11 protein-coding genes and 1 riboswitch are annotated in these 12,744 nt (G+C 70.9%); of the genes, 1 reads left to right on the top strand and 10 read right to left on the bottom strand.

The window, feature by feature from the left end:
• Positions 1 to 267: 267 nt before the first annotated feature.
• The 10 genes from ACZ60J_RS33220 to ACZ60J_RS33175 all read right to left on the bottom strand — a co-directional run bounded on the left by ACZ60J_RS33220 (position 268) and on the right by ACZ60J_RS33175 (position 11,111).
• Complete coding sequence (locus ACZ60J_RS33220; RefSeq protein ID WP_469687626.1) at positions 268 to 1,125, bottom strand: thioesterase family protein; 858 nt, start codon at positions 1,123 to 1,125, stop codon at positions 268 to 270.
• Between the two features lie 79 nt (positions 1,126 to 1,204).
• Complete coding sequence (locus tag ACZ60J_RS33215; RefSeq protein WP_469687624.1) at positions 1,205 to 1,861, bottom strand: trimeric intracellular cation channel family protein; 657 nt, start codon at positions 1,859 to 1,861, stop codon at positions 1,205 to 1,207.
• Between the two features lie 214 nt (positions 1,862 to 2,075).
• Positions 2,076 to 3,194: an ABC transporter ATP-binding protein gene (locus ACZ60J_RS33210; RefSeq protein WP_469687621.1), complete on the bottom strand. Its 1,119-nt coding sequence runs from the start codon at positions 3,192 to 3,194 to the stop codon at positions 2,076 to 2,078.
• Positions 3,195 to 3,199: 5 nt separating this feature from the next.
• Positions 3,200 to 4,321 carry an ABC transporter ATP-binding protein gene (locus ACZ60J_RS33205; RefSeq protein ID WP_469687619.1) on the bottom strand — a complete coding sequence of 374 codons (1,122 nt, stop codon included), beginning with the start codon at positions 4,319 to 4,321 and terminating at the stop codon, positions 3,200 to 3,202.
• Complete coding sequence (locus ACZ60J_RS33200; protein ID WP_469687618.1) at positions 4,318 to 5,316, bottom strand: ABC transporter permease; 999 nt, start codon at positions 5,314 to 5,316, stop codon at positions 4,318 to 4,320. Before ACZ60J_RS33200 ends, ACZ60J_RS33205 begins: the two co-directional genes overlap by 4 nt.
• Before the next feature lie 126 nt (positions 5,317 to 5,442).
• Positions 5,443 to 7,224 (bottom strand): ABC transporter substrate-binding protein, encoded by a 1,782-nt coding sequence (locus ACZ60J_RS33195; protein ID WP_469687616.1) that lies wholly within the window; start codon positions 7,222 to 7,224, stop codon positions 5,443 to 5,445.
• Between the two features lie 102 nt (positions 7,225 to 7,326).
• Positions 7,327 to 8,322 (bottom strand): ABC transporter permease, encoded by a 996-nt coding sequence (locus tag ACZ60J_RS33190; protein ID WP_469687614.1) that lies wholly within the window; start codon positions 8,320 to 8,322, stop codon positions 7,327 to 7,329.
• 474 nt (positions 8,323 to 8,796) lie between these two features.
• Entirely contained in the window at positions 8,797 to 9,537 is a 741-nt protein-coding gene (locus ACZ60J_RS33185; RefSeq protein ID WP_383953039.1) for an enhanced serine sensitivity protein SseB C-terminal domain-containing protein, read from the bottom strand.
• A gap of 68 nt (positions 9,538 to 9,605) precedes the next feature.
• A complete protein-coding gene (locus tag ACZ60J_RS33180; RefSeq protein WP_469687612.1) occupies positions 9,606 to 10,316 on the bottom strand; it encodes an enhanced serine sensitivity protein SseB in 711 nt (236 codons plus the stop codon).
• A 108-nt stretch (positions 10,317 to 10,424) separates the two neighbouring features.
• Positions 10,425 to 11,111, bottom strand: a complete 687-nt coding sequence (locus tag ACZ60J_RS33175; RefSeq protein ID WP_469687610.1) for an AAA family ATPase — start codon at positions 11,109 to 11,111, stop codon at positions 10,425 to 10,427.
• A 179-nt stretch (positions 11,112 to 11,290) separates the two neighbouring features.
• A riboswitch (glycine riboswitch) is annotated at positions 11,291 to 11,394 on the top strand.
• 183 nt (positions 11,395 to 11,577) lie between these two features.
• On the opposite strand from ACZ60J_RS33175, the gene gcvT reads away from it, so the two are divergent.
• Positions 11,578 to 12,693 carry a glycine cleavage system aminomethyltransferase GcvT gene (gene gcvT / locus ACZ60J_RS33170; protein WP_469687608.1) on the top strand — a complete coding sequence of 372 codons (1,116 nt, stop codon included), beginning with the start codon at positions 11,578 to 11,580 and terminating at the stop codon, positions 12,691 to 12,693.
• The last annotated feature ends 51 nt before the right edge of the window (positions 12,694 to 12,744 follow it).

Raw genomic sequence — 12,744 nt, 5'->3', positions numbered from 1 at the left:
CCGCCGGGGGTGCCGCTGCTTCCGCTGCCGGCCCACTCGGCCCTTCCCGGCCCGGCACCCCGGGCCCGGTCCGCCCGGCCCGCGCCGGGGTGCCGCTGCGCGGGGCGAGGTCCCCTACCCGCCCTTCCACCGTTCCCAGGGCTCCGCCCTGACCCGTCCGGCCCCGGGCAGCGCCCGAGCCCCCGGGGCTCCGCCCCGGACCCCGCGCCTCAAACGCCGGCGAGGCTGGATTGTGCCGCGCATCGGGCAGAACGGCAGGCGGCCGTGTCAGGAGAGGCGGGGTGCGCTCGCCAGCTGGCGGGACTGGGCCACCAGGCGGTCCGCCGAGTCCCAGACCTCCGCGTCCTCCTCCAGGAAGCCGCCCGCCAGGTTCCGCGTGGTGATCGACACCCGGAGCGGGCCGGGCGCGGGGCGGTGGCGGATGTGGGTGGTGAGTTCGACCGTCGGGGTCCAGCCGAGCAGGCCGAGGTCGAAGGAGGTCGGCGGGAGCGCGTCCACCGCCAGGAGGAGGGAGAAGGGGTCGGCGTCGCGGCCGTCGGCGAGCTCGAACCAGGACCGCATCTCCCCCTTGCCGGAGGGCTGCCCGACGGCCCAGCCGGCCGTCGCCGGGTCCAGGCGCAGCCGGAGCCGGTCCACGATCGCGGAGCTGCCGGGGATCGGGGCCGGGCCGGCTTCGGGGCCGAGGCAGTCCTCGTAGGCGGGGATGACGGGCGGGAGGGCCGTGGTGTGGACGGAGTCCGGGAGCGCCGCGAGGTCCCCGTAGGAGGCCAGGACGCGGATCCGCTCGATCTCGGCGCCGTTCTCGTCGAACTGGAAGAGGGAGGCCTGTCCGGTGGAGAGCGTGCGGCCGACCCGTACGACCTCGGTGCGGATCACGGCGGGGCCGGGGACCGACGAGGTCAGGTAGTGCGCGGAGACCGTGAAGGGGTCCGGGTGCGGCAGGGCCGCCGACAGGGCGCGGCCGACGAGGGCCAGGAGGTAGCCGCCGTTGACGGCGGTGATGATCGTCCAGCCGGCGGAGAGGTCCGCGTCGTACACACCGGGCTCGCCCGCACGGGCGGTGACGGCGGTGTCGCGGTCGAACTCGCTGTCGCCGATGGACGCCTTGGCAGCTGCGTGTGACATGGAACGACCGTACACCCGACTCCTACTAAGCGGTAGCTTTGCATGGTGTGGTGGTCGCTACGGTGCCCCCGCGGTCCCCCTACGGCTCCTCCGCCACCGACGAGCGGCGGTTCCACGCGAGGGGCGCCCGCAGGTGATAGCGCATGGCCAGCAGCCGCAGGACGAAGGTGGTGACGATCGCCAGGCCCGTCGTGACGGCGTTCAGGTTGTCGAAGCTGATGAAGAGCGCCACCATCGAGGCGCCGACTAGGGCCGGCACGGCGTACATCTCGCGGTCGCGCAGCAGCGAGGGCACCTCGTTGACGAGGACGTCGCGCAGGACGCCACCGCCGACGGCCGTCGCCACGCCGAGCGCGGCCGAGGCGGTGAGGCCCAGACCGTACTCGTACGCCTTGGTCGTGCCCGTCACGCAGAACAGCCCGAGGCCGGCCGCGTCGAAGACGGCGATGGCGCGGTTGATGCGCTGGACCTCGGGGTGCAGGAAGAAGACGAACGCGGCGGCGACCAGCGGTGTGACGAAGAACCCGAGATCGCTGAAGGCCGCGGCGGGGGTGGCGCCGATGACGATGTCGCGGAACAGGCCGCCGCCGAGGGCGGTGACGAGCGCGAGGACGACGATGCCGAAGACGTCGAAGTTCTTGCGTACGGCGAGCAGGGCGCCGGCCGTGGCGAAGACGAAGATGCCCGCGAGGTCCAGGCCGTGCTGGACTCCGGGCGGGAAGAGATCGTGGAGCACGGGCTCATTGTGCCGGTCGCCTGCGGCTTGCTCGAACGTGTGTGGCGCGGCCACGGCTCCGAGGGCGCGCCCCGGCCCTGCCGGGGCGGGGCCGCACCCCGTGGGGCCGCGGACCGCGGCCGGGTGCGGCGCCGCGAGCAGACGGCCGGGGCGCGGGCCGCAGGTGGCGGAGCTCCCCCGGCGGCGCCGTGTGTGGTCGGCGCCGCCCGGGGGCTCAGGCCGTCGGGCCCGTGACCGCGTCCGAGGCGCCCGGGAGGGCCGGGTCGCCCGGGACCTGGTCGGGGGCGTTCTCCGGGTGGTGGCAGGCCACCTGGTGGCCGGTCTTCAGCGCGACGAGCGGGGGCTCCTGCGTGGTGCAGACCTGGGTCGCCTTCCAGCACCGGGTGTGGAAGCGGCAGCCGGAGGGCGGGGAGATCGGCGAAGGGACGTCGCCCTTGAGCAGGATGCGGCCGCTCTTGGCTCCGCGCCGGCGCGGGTCCGGCACCGGCACGGCCGACATCAGGGCGTTGGTGTACGGGTGCATGGGCGCCGTGTACAGGGACTTGTTGTCCGCGAGTTCGACGATCTTGCCGAGGTACATCACCGCGATGCGGTCCGAGACGTGCCGGATGACCGACAGGTCGTGGGCGATGATCACGTACGTGAGGCCGAGCTCCTCCTGGAGGTCGTCCAGCAGGTTGACCACCTGGGCCTGGATGGAGACGTCCAGGGCCGAGACCGGCTCGTCCGCCACGACGAGCTTCGGCTTCAGGGCCAGTGCACGGGCGATGCCGATGCGCTGGCGCTGACCGCCGGAGAACTCGTGCGGGTAGCGGTTGTAGTGCTCCGGGTTGAGGCCCACCAGGGAGAGGAGGCGCTGGACCTCCGCCTTGAGGCCGCCCTCGGGCACGACCCCCTGGAGCTTGAACGGGGCGCTGACGATGGTGCCCACCGTGTGCCGGGGGTTCAGCGAGCCGTAGGGGTCCTGGAAGATCATCTGCACGTCGCGGCGCATCGGGCGCATGCCGGACACGCCCAGGTGCGTGATGTCCTTGCCCTCGAACTCGACCTTTCCGCCGGTCGGTTCGAGCAGCCGGGTGATCAGCCGGCCCATGGTCGACTTTCCGCAGCCGGACTCGCCGACGATGCCGAGGGTCTCACCGGGGTAGACCTCGAAGTCGATGCCGTCGACGGCCTTCACGGCCCCGACCTGGCGGCGCAGCAGCCCCTTGGTGATGGGGAAGTGCTTGACCAGTCCGGTCACGCGGAGCAGCGGCTCCGGGGAGTCCACCGCCTGGGCCGGGACGGTGGCCGTGGCGGCCTTCTCGTTCCCGCTGTCGTGGGGCGCAGTCATGTCGGTCACAGCTTCGGCGCAATCTCTTCGGTCCAGATCCGGTCCCGCTGCTCCGGGGAGAGGTGACAGGCGGCCCAGTGCCGGCCGGCGCCTTCCGCGGAGGTGTCGACGAGGGACAGCTCGGGCCGTACGGTCCGCGTGACATCGCCCTTGGGCAGGTCGGCGTACGGGCACCGGGGGTTGAAGGCGCAGCCGCTCGGGATGTTGATGAGGCTGGGCGGCGAACCCTTGACCGGGATGAGGCGCTCGGTCTGCTCCCGGTCGATGCGCGGCATAGAGCCGAGCAGGCCCCAGGTGTAGGGGTGGCGGGGCTCGTAGAACACCTTCTCGGCGCTGCCGCGCTCCACGCACCGGCCGCCGTACATCACGAGGAGGTCGTCGGCCATCTCGGCGACCACGCCGAGGTCGTGCGTGATCATGATGACCGCGGAGCCGAACTCCTTCTGCAGATCCCGGATCAGGTCGAGGATCTGCGCCTGGACGGTGACGTCGAGGGCGGTGGTGGGCTCGTCCGCGATGAGCAGTTCGGGGTTGTTGACCAGCGCCATCGCGATCATCGCGCGCTGGCGCATGCCGCCGGAGAACTCGTGCGGGTAGCTGTCGACCCGCTTGTGCGGCTCGGGGATTCCCACGCGGTCGAGGAGTTCGACGGCCCGCTTGCGGGCGGCCTTCTTGTCGACCTTGTGGTGGACCCGGTAGGCCTCGGCGATCTGCTTGCCCACGGTGAAGTAGGGGTGCATCGCCGACAGCGGGTCCTGGAAGATCATCGCGATCTCCCGGCCGCGCAGCTTGCGGACCTCTTCCTCGGGGCTGGACAGCAGTTCCTTGCCGTCGAGCCAGATCTCACCGGAGATCCGGGCCCGCTGGCGGCCGTACTGGCCGACCCGGTGCAGGCCCATGATGCCCAGGGAGGTCACCGACTTGCCGGAGCCGGACTCGCCGACGATGCCGAGGGTCTTGCCCTTCTCCAGCGTGAAGGAGAGTCCGTCCACGGACTTGACCAGGCCGTCTTCGGTGGGGAAGTGGACCTTGAGGTCGCGTACGTCGAGGAACGCGGTGCCGGGTGCGCCGGTGGCGACGGGCTCGTTCAGTGCGCCCGTCACGATGGGCGTCGTCGAATCGGTCATGACAGCCTCACTCGGGGGTCGATCACCGCGTACAGGAGGTCGACGACGAGGTTGGCCGCGACGACGAAGAAGGCGGAGATCAGGGTGATGCCGAGAATGACCGGCAGGTCGTGCTCGCTGATGGCGCGGACGGCGCTGTAGCCGAGGCCGTGCAGCGAGAAGGTGTACTCGGTGAGGACGGCGCCGCCCATCAGCGCGCCGAGGTCGAGACCCAGGACGGTGAGGATCGGCGTCATGGTCGAGCGCATCGCGTGCTTGCCGATGACGACGGGTTCCGTCAGTCCCTTGGCGCGCGCGGTGCGGATGTAGTCCTCGTTGAGCACCTCGAGCATGGTCGCGCGGGTGAGTCGCGCGTACATCGCCGCGTAGAGGAAGGCGAGCGAGACCCACGGCAGGACCATGCCGTTGAACCAGGTGCCCGGGTCCTCGGCGAAGGTCTTCTCCGGCCGTCCGAACCAGCCGAGCTGGTCGGAGAAGAAGGCGATGGCGAGCATGCCGGTGAAGTAGATGGGGAGGGAGACGCCGGCGAGGGCGAGGCCCATGGCCGAGCGGTCCAGGACGGTACCGCGCTTGAGGGCGGAGATGACGCCGGCGGCGACACCGCCGATCACCCAGAGCACGACGGCGCCGGCGGCGAGCGAGAGGGTGACGGGCAGCCAGTCGGTCAGCAGCGGCCACACCTCCTGCTCGGTCTTGAAGGAGTATCCGAAGCAGGGCGCGGCGCATTGCGTGACGTCGTTGCCGTTGGCGTACGTACGACCCGCCACCAGCCCGACGACGAACTTGCCGAACTGGACGAGGATCGGGTCGTCGAGACCCATCTTCTGCCGGATGCCCTCGATGGCGGCGGGGTCGGACTGCTTGCCGACGAAGTACAGGGCCGGGTCCGTCCCGATCATCTTCGGGAAGAGGAAGAAGATTCCGAAGGTCACCAGGGAGATGACCAACAGCATGACGATGACGGCGAAGATCCGCCGGATGAGATATGCAAGCACTGCGCTCGGCCTGACCGCGGCCCGGGAACGCCCTCTTCTGGAGAGCGCCCCCGAGCCGCCGCCGCGGCCATCACCTGCCCTTCGTGCCTAGCGGGTGTGGCACTGGAACTGAATCGGACGGTCGGTCTACTGGACGCCGAGCGAGGCGTAGTCGTAGCGGCCGTTGTACGCGTCGGAGGTGTAGACGTTGGTCAGACGGCTGCTGCGCCAGGAGATCGTCTTGTCGTAGACGAAGGGCAGGTAGACCGCGGCCTCGGAGACCTTCTGGTTCATCTGCTTGTAGATGTCGCCGGCCTTGTTGGGGTCGGTCTCCGCGATGGCGTCGTCGAACAGCTTGTTGATCGCCGGGTCGTTGAGCTCGGAGAAGTTGTTGTTGCCGCTCTGCAGGATGAAGCGGCCGTCGACCAGCGGCTGGGAGAAGCCCTGACCGGTCGGGAAGTCGGCGCCCCAGCCCATGATGATGATGCCGTAGCCCTTCTCCTTGACCACCTTCGGCGAACCGATGATGCCGGAGGTCTGGGCGCCGTCGAACTGGTCGACGTCGGCCTCGATGCCGACCTGCTTCAGGGCGTTCTGCAGGGAGACGGCCGTGGCGACCTCGACCGGCTTGTTGTTGCGGACCGCGATGGTCGTCTTGAAGCCGCTCTCCTTGCCGCAGGCCTTCAGGGCGGCCTTGGCCTTCTCGGTGTCCGGCTTGCCGTCGTTCGTCAGCACGCCGTACGGGTCGTACTTGCCGTCGGCGCCCTTGATGCCGAGCGGGAGCATGTTGGGGGCGATGTCGCCACCGGCCTGCGGGCCGCCGCGGGCGGTCTGCAGGGACTTCTTGTCGGCCGCGTAGATGACGGCCTTGCGGCACTCGATGTTGTCGAACGGCGCGACGGTCTGCGGCATCACGGCGTACCGGATGAAGCCGGTCTGGCCGTTGTCCAGGTTGTCCTTGTGGTCCTTCAGCGCGGTGGCGCGGGCCGCCTGGCCGATGCCGGTCGCGTTGATGTCCAGGTCGAACTCACCGTTCATCAGGCGCTTGTCCATGTCGTCCGCGTTCGCCATGAACGTGACCGAGATGGTGTCCGGGAGCGCCTTGCGGATCGTGTCCGACTCGGCCTTCCAGGCGGTGTTGCGCGAGAGCTTCATGCTCTTGTTGGGCTCGTACGAGTCGATCTTGTACGGGCCGTTGGAGAAGGGCTTGAGGCCGTACTTGGCCGCGGTGTCCTTCTCCTGCTTGACCGGGCTGGCGGCCGGCATGGCCAGCATCTGCTCGAAGTCGCCGTTGGGCGCGGGGAGCTTGAAGATGATGGTCTTCGCGTCCGGGGTCTCGATCGCCTTGAGGCCGAGCTTGTCCGGGCTGGTGTCCTTGTACGGACCCGGGTACTCGGTCTTCGGGTCGAGGACCTGCATCAGGTAGACCGGGCCGCCGGAGATGACGTCCTGGGCCCAGGTGCGCTCGATGCCGTACTTCACGTCCTGGGCGGTGACGGGGGTGCCGTCCTCCCAGGTCACGTTGTCCTTGAGGGTGTACTTGTAGGTCTTGCCGCCGTCGCTGATCTCCGCGTTGGCGGTGGCCAGGTCGGGGACGAGCTCGGTGCTCTTGGTGCCCGGCTCCGCCTTGAAGCTGACGAGCTGGCGGGCGTAGTAGCGGGAGAAGTCCCACATGAAGCCGTAGTAGCCGCGCTGCGGGTCCCACGAGTCGGCTTCCTGGGTACCGACGAACTTCAGCTCGCCGCCCGTCTTGGTGGAAGCGTTGGCGACCTTGCCGATGGCGGCGTTGAAGCCGCCCGCCGCGGCCGGCTTGTCCCCGTCCTTGGACTTGCCGTCGTCTCCGCCACAGGCGGTCGCGGACAGCATCGTCGCGAGCACGACGGCCGTGCCGGCGACGAGCCTGCGCTTGGACATGCGATGGGTAGTCACGATGCTCGCAACCCTCCGTTGTGATTCCGGCACGAAGCCGGGTTCCGGTGTGCCCTGCGGTTCTGGCCTACGGGTGCCCTGCGGGATGACCTGCGGGGACGGCTAACGGGAGCCCTTCGGGTCGAGGGCGTCGCGGACGCCGTCGCCGAAGAGGTTGAAGGCCAGCACGGTGATGAAGATCGCCATGCCGGGGAAGATCATGAAGAGCGGATCGTCCTCATAGGTCCGCACGGCCGTCGAGAGGGTCTCGCCCCAGGACGGCGTGGGCGGCTTGACGCCGACGCCCAGGAAGCTGAGCGCGGCCTCGGTCAGCACGTTGGTGGGGATCATCAGCGTGGCGTAGACGGTGATGGGCGCGACCAGGTTCGGCAGCAGCTCGCGGAAGAGGATGTACATCCGGCCCGCGCCCAGGCTCCGCGCGGCTTCGACGTACTCCCGTTCGCGCAGCGACAGGGTCTGTCCGCGGACGATGCGGCCGATGTAGGGCCATCCGAAGAAGCCGATCACCAGGACCAGTACGGCGATCCGCAGGCCCGACCCCTCGAAGCCCCAGAGCTTGGCGGGGACGACCGAGACCAGCGCGATGATGAAGAGCAGCTGCGGGAAGGCCAGCAGCAGGTCCATGACCCGGCTGATGGCCGCGTCGACCCAGCCGCCGAAGTAGCCGGCGACGATGCCGAAGAAGGTGCCCAGCGAGACCGCCACGAAGGCGGAGAGGAAGGCGACCAGCAGGGAGATGCGGGCGCCGTAGACGATGCGGCTGAACACGTCGCGGCCGTTGACCGGCTCGACGCCCAGCAGGAAGTCGCTGCTGATGCCGCCGTAGTCGCCGGCGGGCAGGCCCAGCAACGGGTCCAGCAGGTCTTCGTGCAGCTCCTCCGGGGGGTGGCCGAACGCGCTGACGATCAGCGGCGCGAACAGTGCGACGAGGATCAGCAGGAGCACGACGAAACCGCCGGCCAGCGCGACCTTGTCGCGCTTGAGCCGCATCCAGGCGATGCGGCCGGGCGAGCGGCCTTCGATGGCCTTGGCGGGGACGTCGGCTACGGACACGGGTGCGGGTGTCTCCGCGCTCATGTCGTGCAGTGGTGCCGTCATCGTGGTGGGGACCCCTCTCGGCCGACGGGTGGGCCGGCCCATGCCCGCCGCTGTGGCGGCGTTGGTGCGGAGTGGCGCTCGGAGTGCGAGGTACTGATGCGTTGCTGAGGAGCGGGTCGTGCCGGTGGTGCGCGTGGTGCTGTGCGAAACGACAGGCGAAGTTCCCGTGACGGGATCGTCGTTGGAGGACTCACCCGCTCTTGGGTGGGGAGTCTTCATCGGGCGCTCGATCACCCGCCAGACCCGCAGGTGAATGGATGCGCAACCGTGATCTGAGGGTCGAGTTCCCGTTATCCGGACTTCGCTGTCATCTCAGCGGAGCAAGACATCCTGTTCGGTACGGAATCGGACATGGCGCCCAACTCGGCGTACTAGCGCGCCTATTGGGCGCACATCAGCGTCGAAATCCGGACAACGCAAAGGCCGCACGGAACGACTGTTCCGTGCGGCCTCGGGTGGCTGGATACCGATGTCTCAGTAGGCGGGCGCCTGTCCCTCTCGGTCGTAGAAGGGCCTGGTTTGCGCCCGCAGCCACATCGCCACCGGATCGTGTTCGTCCGCGAGCGCGACCGTGCACACGGGCACCCCCTCGGGGACCGCGCCGACCGACTGGCGCATCATCTCGCGCACGGATTCCAGCGCGTGCGCGGAGGCGTCGTACAGGTCGAGCCCGACGGCGAGGTACGGGGACCCCAGCGCGGGCTGCACCCAGGCGCGGCGCAGCGAGCGGACCGCGGGCGTGCGGTGCGCGTGCTGCGTGAGCAGCCCGTAGAACTGCGGCAGCTCGATGGCGGGCTCGGACAGCCGCAGCGGGCCGGCCGGCATCCGGTCCAGCCCGGTGGCGATCCGGCGCAGGTCGGCCCAGGGGAGGCCGACGCCGCCGCCCTGGGCGTGCGGATTGAGCCACAGCCCCCAGCGGTCGGGGTAGAGGGCGCGGGCGATGTCCCGGCCGGTGACCACCTCGTACCCGCGGTTCCAGCCGCTGGCGGCCAGCTCCTGCGGGGAGGTCACGCAGGGCGCGTACCCGAGGCCGTCGACCTCCATGCCGCCGTACTGGGCCTCGGGAGAGCCGGGCTGCCCCTGCCAGAGGAGCATCCACAGCCGTCCCTCGGCCAGGGCGTGCAGGAGAGACTCGTAGCTCTCGTAGCGCCCCGGAGTCACCTGGCGCAGCATGTGCTCGACCTGCCCGACCGCGGCCGTGCCTGACGCACTCACCCGGGTACCCCTCTTCGTCTGTTCGTCCGCCCGTCGTCCACGCGTGTCGGCGACCAGCTTAAGCGTCACTACGGCAGGTAGAAGGGGCGTACGCGCTCACGTATGTAGTCGACGACCGGGTCCTCGGCGGCGTCGAGCAGGATCAACTGCACCGGCCAGGGCGGTGGTACGCGGGTCAGGGCCCGGCCCAGCGCGTCCATCGGGGCGTTTCGCATGCCGGGCTCCCATCCCAGCAGGTGGACTCCGACGTACAGCTCCGGCGGGCCGCCCTCGACGCTGGCGAGGCAGCGGTGCGCGGCCGCGACCACTCCGGTGGCGCGGAACTCCTCCGCGGCGGCGGCCAGGAACTCGACCGGATCCTCCTGCCAGTCGGGCTCGTAGAGCCGGACCCGGCCGCCGGTGGCGGGGCCGTCGAGCGGGGTGCGGCCGGTGCGGCAGAGCTCCGCGACGGCCGGCGGGGGCAGGGGCACGCCGACGGACCCCTCGGGGTTGACCGCGATGCCGAGCTGCGGGGGCAGGCCGCGGGCGAAGTCCACGGCGGGGGCGACGGCGAAGTCCATGGCGGGTCCGGCGCAGGCGCGGAACTGCTCCTCGGAGCTGTAGACGGGCACGTAGGCGGCGCCGCCGATGTCCATGGTGGGCAGGCTCAGGCTGTTCACCCCGCCGGGCAGCGGGATCCACAGCCGGCTCCGCCCGAGGACCTCGAGGATCCGCCCCCCGGCGTCCGCCTGTCCGAGCGCCGCCCCGAGCACCTGCTCCAGCTCGTTACCCGGCCACATGTACGTCTCCGCTCGCTTGCCCTTGGTCTCGACCCGAGATTAACGGGCGCCTGCGGCACCCCGGCCGGGGGCCGCCCCGCAGCCCGCCCGCCCGCTGCCCGCGCCCCGCTAGCGGAAGCCGATCGACGTCAGCCGGGACGCCGCCGGGCGGTCCAGCAGGGTCACCGAGGCGCAGCCGGCCGGCGGGCGGCCCGCCTCGGCCTCGCGCAGCAGCCGGGCCACCGCGCCGCGGTGCCGGGCGAAGGCGTACGCCGAGACGCCCCGGCCCCGTGCCGCCTGCCCGGCCCGGGCCTCCTCGGGCGTGGTGTCCAGCAGCACGAGGTGCAGCGCGCGGCCGCGCCGCCGGGCCGCCGAGGCCAGCAGCCCCCGTACCCAGCTCTGCGTACCGCAGTCGTGGACGACGGCCGGGGCCCCGGAGCGCAGGACCCGCCACAGGCCCCAGTAGTGCGCGATCCGGACCGCGGGCCGGTACACCGCGTAGGGCAGGGCGGCCGGCATCCGGCGCTCCCACCGCTCGCGGGCGTCCTGGGAGTCGATGCCGCCGCCCTCCGCGGCCCGCTTGATCAGGGTGCTCTTGCCGCCGCCGGGCAGTCCGGAGACCACCACGACGTCCCCGGCGGCGAAGCGGAGCGCCCGCGGGCCCTCGGCTCCGCGCAGGTCTCGTACGGCTGCGTGCTCCCCCGCCGCCCCGGCCGCCGCCGGCTCCCGTACGACGGCGCGCTGCGTCGGCACCCCGGTCACCGGGTCCTCGACGGTGCCCGCGGTCGTCGTCGCCAGTACTCCGAATCTCCGCACAGTGATCGCCTCCCCCGATACGGGTCGGTGGACCCGTTCCCCCTGAGTGTAAAGAGACGGTAATCCGGCGGCGCCGGTTCCGCTCCGGGTCCGATCCGCTTGCGGACCCCCTCCCCCATTCGGCCGCACGTCGTGCAATGATGTGCGCCATCTGGACACCTAACTGCATACCGGCCGCTTGAATCCGCGCGGGAGAGTCCCGGCACGCCGCGAGGCGGTGCCCGGGCGCCGAAGGAGCAAGTACCTCCCTTGAATCTCTCAGGCCCCGTACCGCGTGGATGAGGCAGATCTGAAAAGCGAGCCGCGCCACCGCCCGTGAGGGCTCCGGCGACGGTTCCACCCAAGGTGCAAGTCGATGGCCTCCCCTGGAAGCGGGGAACTCTCGGCGAACCTCTCAGGTTCCGATGACAGATGGGGAGGAACTCCTCCTCGTCATGTCATGCCCTGGGACCCGGGAGCCACACCCATGAGCACTGCCCCCCGCCTGACCGCCCTCGATGCGCTGCACCGTTCCCTCGGTGCGACCATGACCGATTTCGCGGGCTGGGACATGCCCCTGCGGTACGCGAGCGAGCGCGACGAGCACAACGCCGTCCGCACCAGGGCCGGTCTCTTCGACCTCTCCCACATGGGCGAGATCACCCTGACCGGCCCGGAGGCCGTCAAGGTCCTGGACTACGCGCTGGTCGGCAACATCTCCACCGTCGGCGTCGGCCGTGCCCGCTACACGCACATCTGCCAGGAGGACGGCGGGATCATCGACGACCTGATCGTCTACCGCCTGGGCGAGACCGAGTTCATGGTCGTCGCGAACGCCTCCAACGCCCAGGTCGTCCTGGACGCGCTCACCGAGCGCGCCGCCGGCTTCGACGCCGAGGTCCGCGACGACCGCGACGCGTACGCGCTGCTCGCGGTGCAGGGTCCGGAGTCCCCCGGCATCCTCGCCTCCCTCACGGACGCCGACCTGGACGGGCTGAAGTACTACGCCGGCCTGCCCGGCACGGTCGCCGGGGTGCCCGCGCTGATCGCGCGTACCGGCTACACCGGCGAGGACGGCTTCGAGCTGTTCGTCGCCCCCGAGCACGCCGTCCAGCTGTGGGAGGCCCTGACCAAGGCGGGCGAGGGCGTCGGCCTGGTCCCGGCCGGCCTGTCCTGCCGCGACACCCTGCGCCTGGAAGCGGGCATGCCGCTGTACGGGCACGAGCTGACCACCTCCCTCACCCCGTTCGACGCGGGTCTGGGCCGGGTCGTCAAGTTCGAGAAGGAGGGCGACTTCGTCGGTCGCGCCGCCCTGGAGGCCGCCGCCGAGCGCGCCGCCACGAACCCGCCGCGCAAGCTGGTCGGCCTGATCGCCGAGGGCCGCCGCGTCCCGCGCGCCGGCTTCGCCGTGACCTTCGACGGCCAGGTCGTCGGCGAGGTCACCTCGGGCGCCCCGTCCCCGACGCTGGGCAAGCCGATCGCGATGGCCTATGTCGACGCGGCGCACGCCGCGCCCGGCACCTCCGGCGTCGGCGTGGACATTCGCGGTACGCATGAGGCGTACGAGGTCGTGGCCCTGCCGTTCTACAAGCGGCAGAAGTAGCCCCGTACAGCCGCGTACCGCACCGCCCCGGTGACCGGCGCGCTTCGGCGC

It is taken from the genome of Streptomyces sp. NPDC104226 (assembly GCF_055584085.1).
This window is presented reverse-complemented; position numbering and strand designations above follow the sequence as displayed.

Bases quoted from the DNA above. Each gene is read 5' to 3' on its own strand.
- ACZ60J_RS33220 (WP_469687626.1), bottom strand. From the start codon at position 1,125: ATGTCACACGCAGCTGCCAAGGCGTCCATCGGCGACAGCGAGTTCGAC.
- ACZ60J_RS33210 (WP_469687621.1), bottom strand. From the start codon at position 3,194: ATGACTGCGCCCCACGACAGCGGGAACGAGAAGGCCGCCACGGCCACC.
- ACZ60J_RS33205 (WP_469687619.1), bottom strand. From the start codon at position 4,321: ATGACCGATTCGACGACGCCCATCGTGACGGGCGCACTGAACGAGCCC.
- ACZ60J_RS33190 (WP_469687614.1), bottom strand. From the start codon at position 8,322: ATGACGGCACCACTGCACGACATGAGCGCGGAGACACCCGCACCCGTG.
- ACZ60J_RS33180 (WP_469687612.1), bottom strand. From the start codon at position 10,316: ATGTGGCCGGGTAACGAGCTGGAGCAGGTGCTCGGGGCGGCGCTCGGA.
- gcvT (WP_469687608.1), top strand. From the start codon at position 11,578: ATGAGCACTGCCCCCCGCCTGACCGCCCTCGATGCGCTGCACCGTTCC.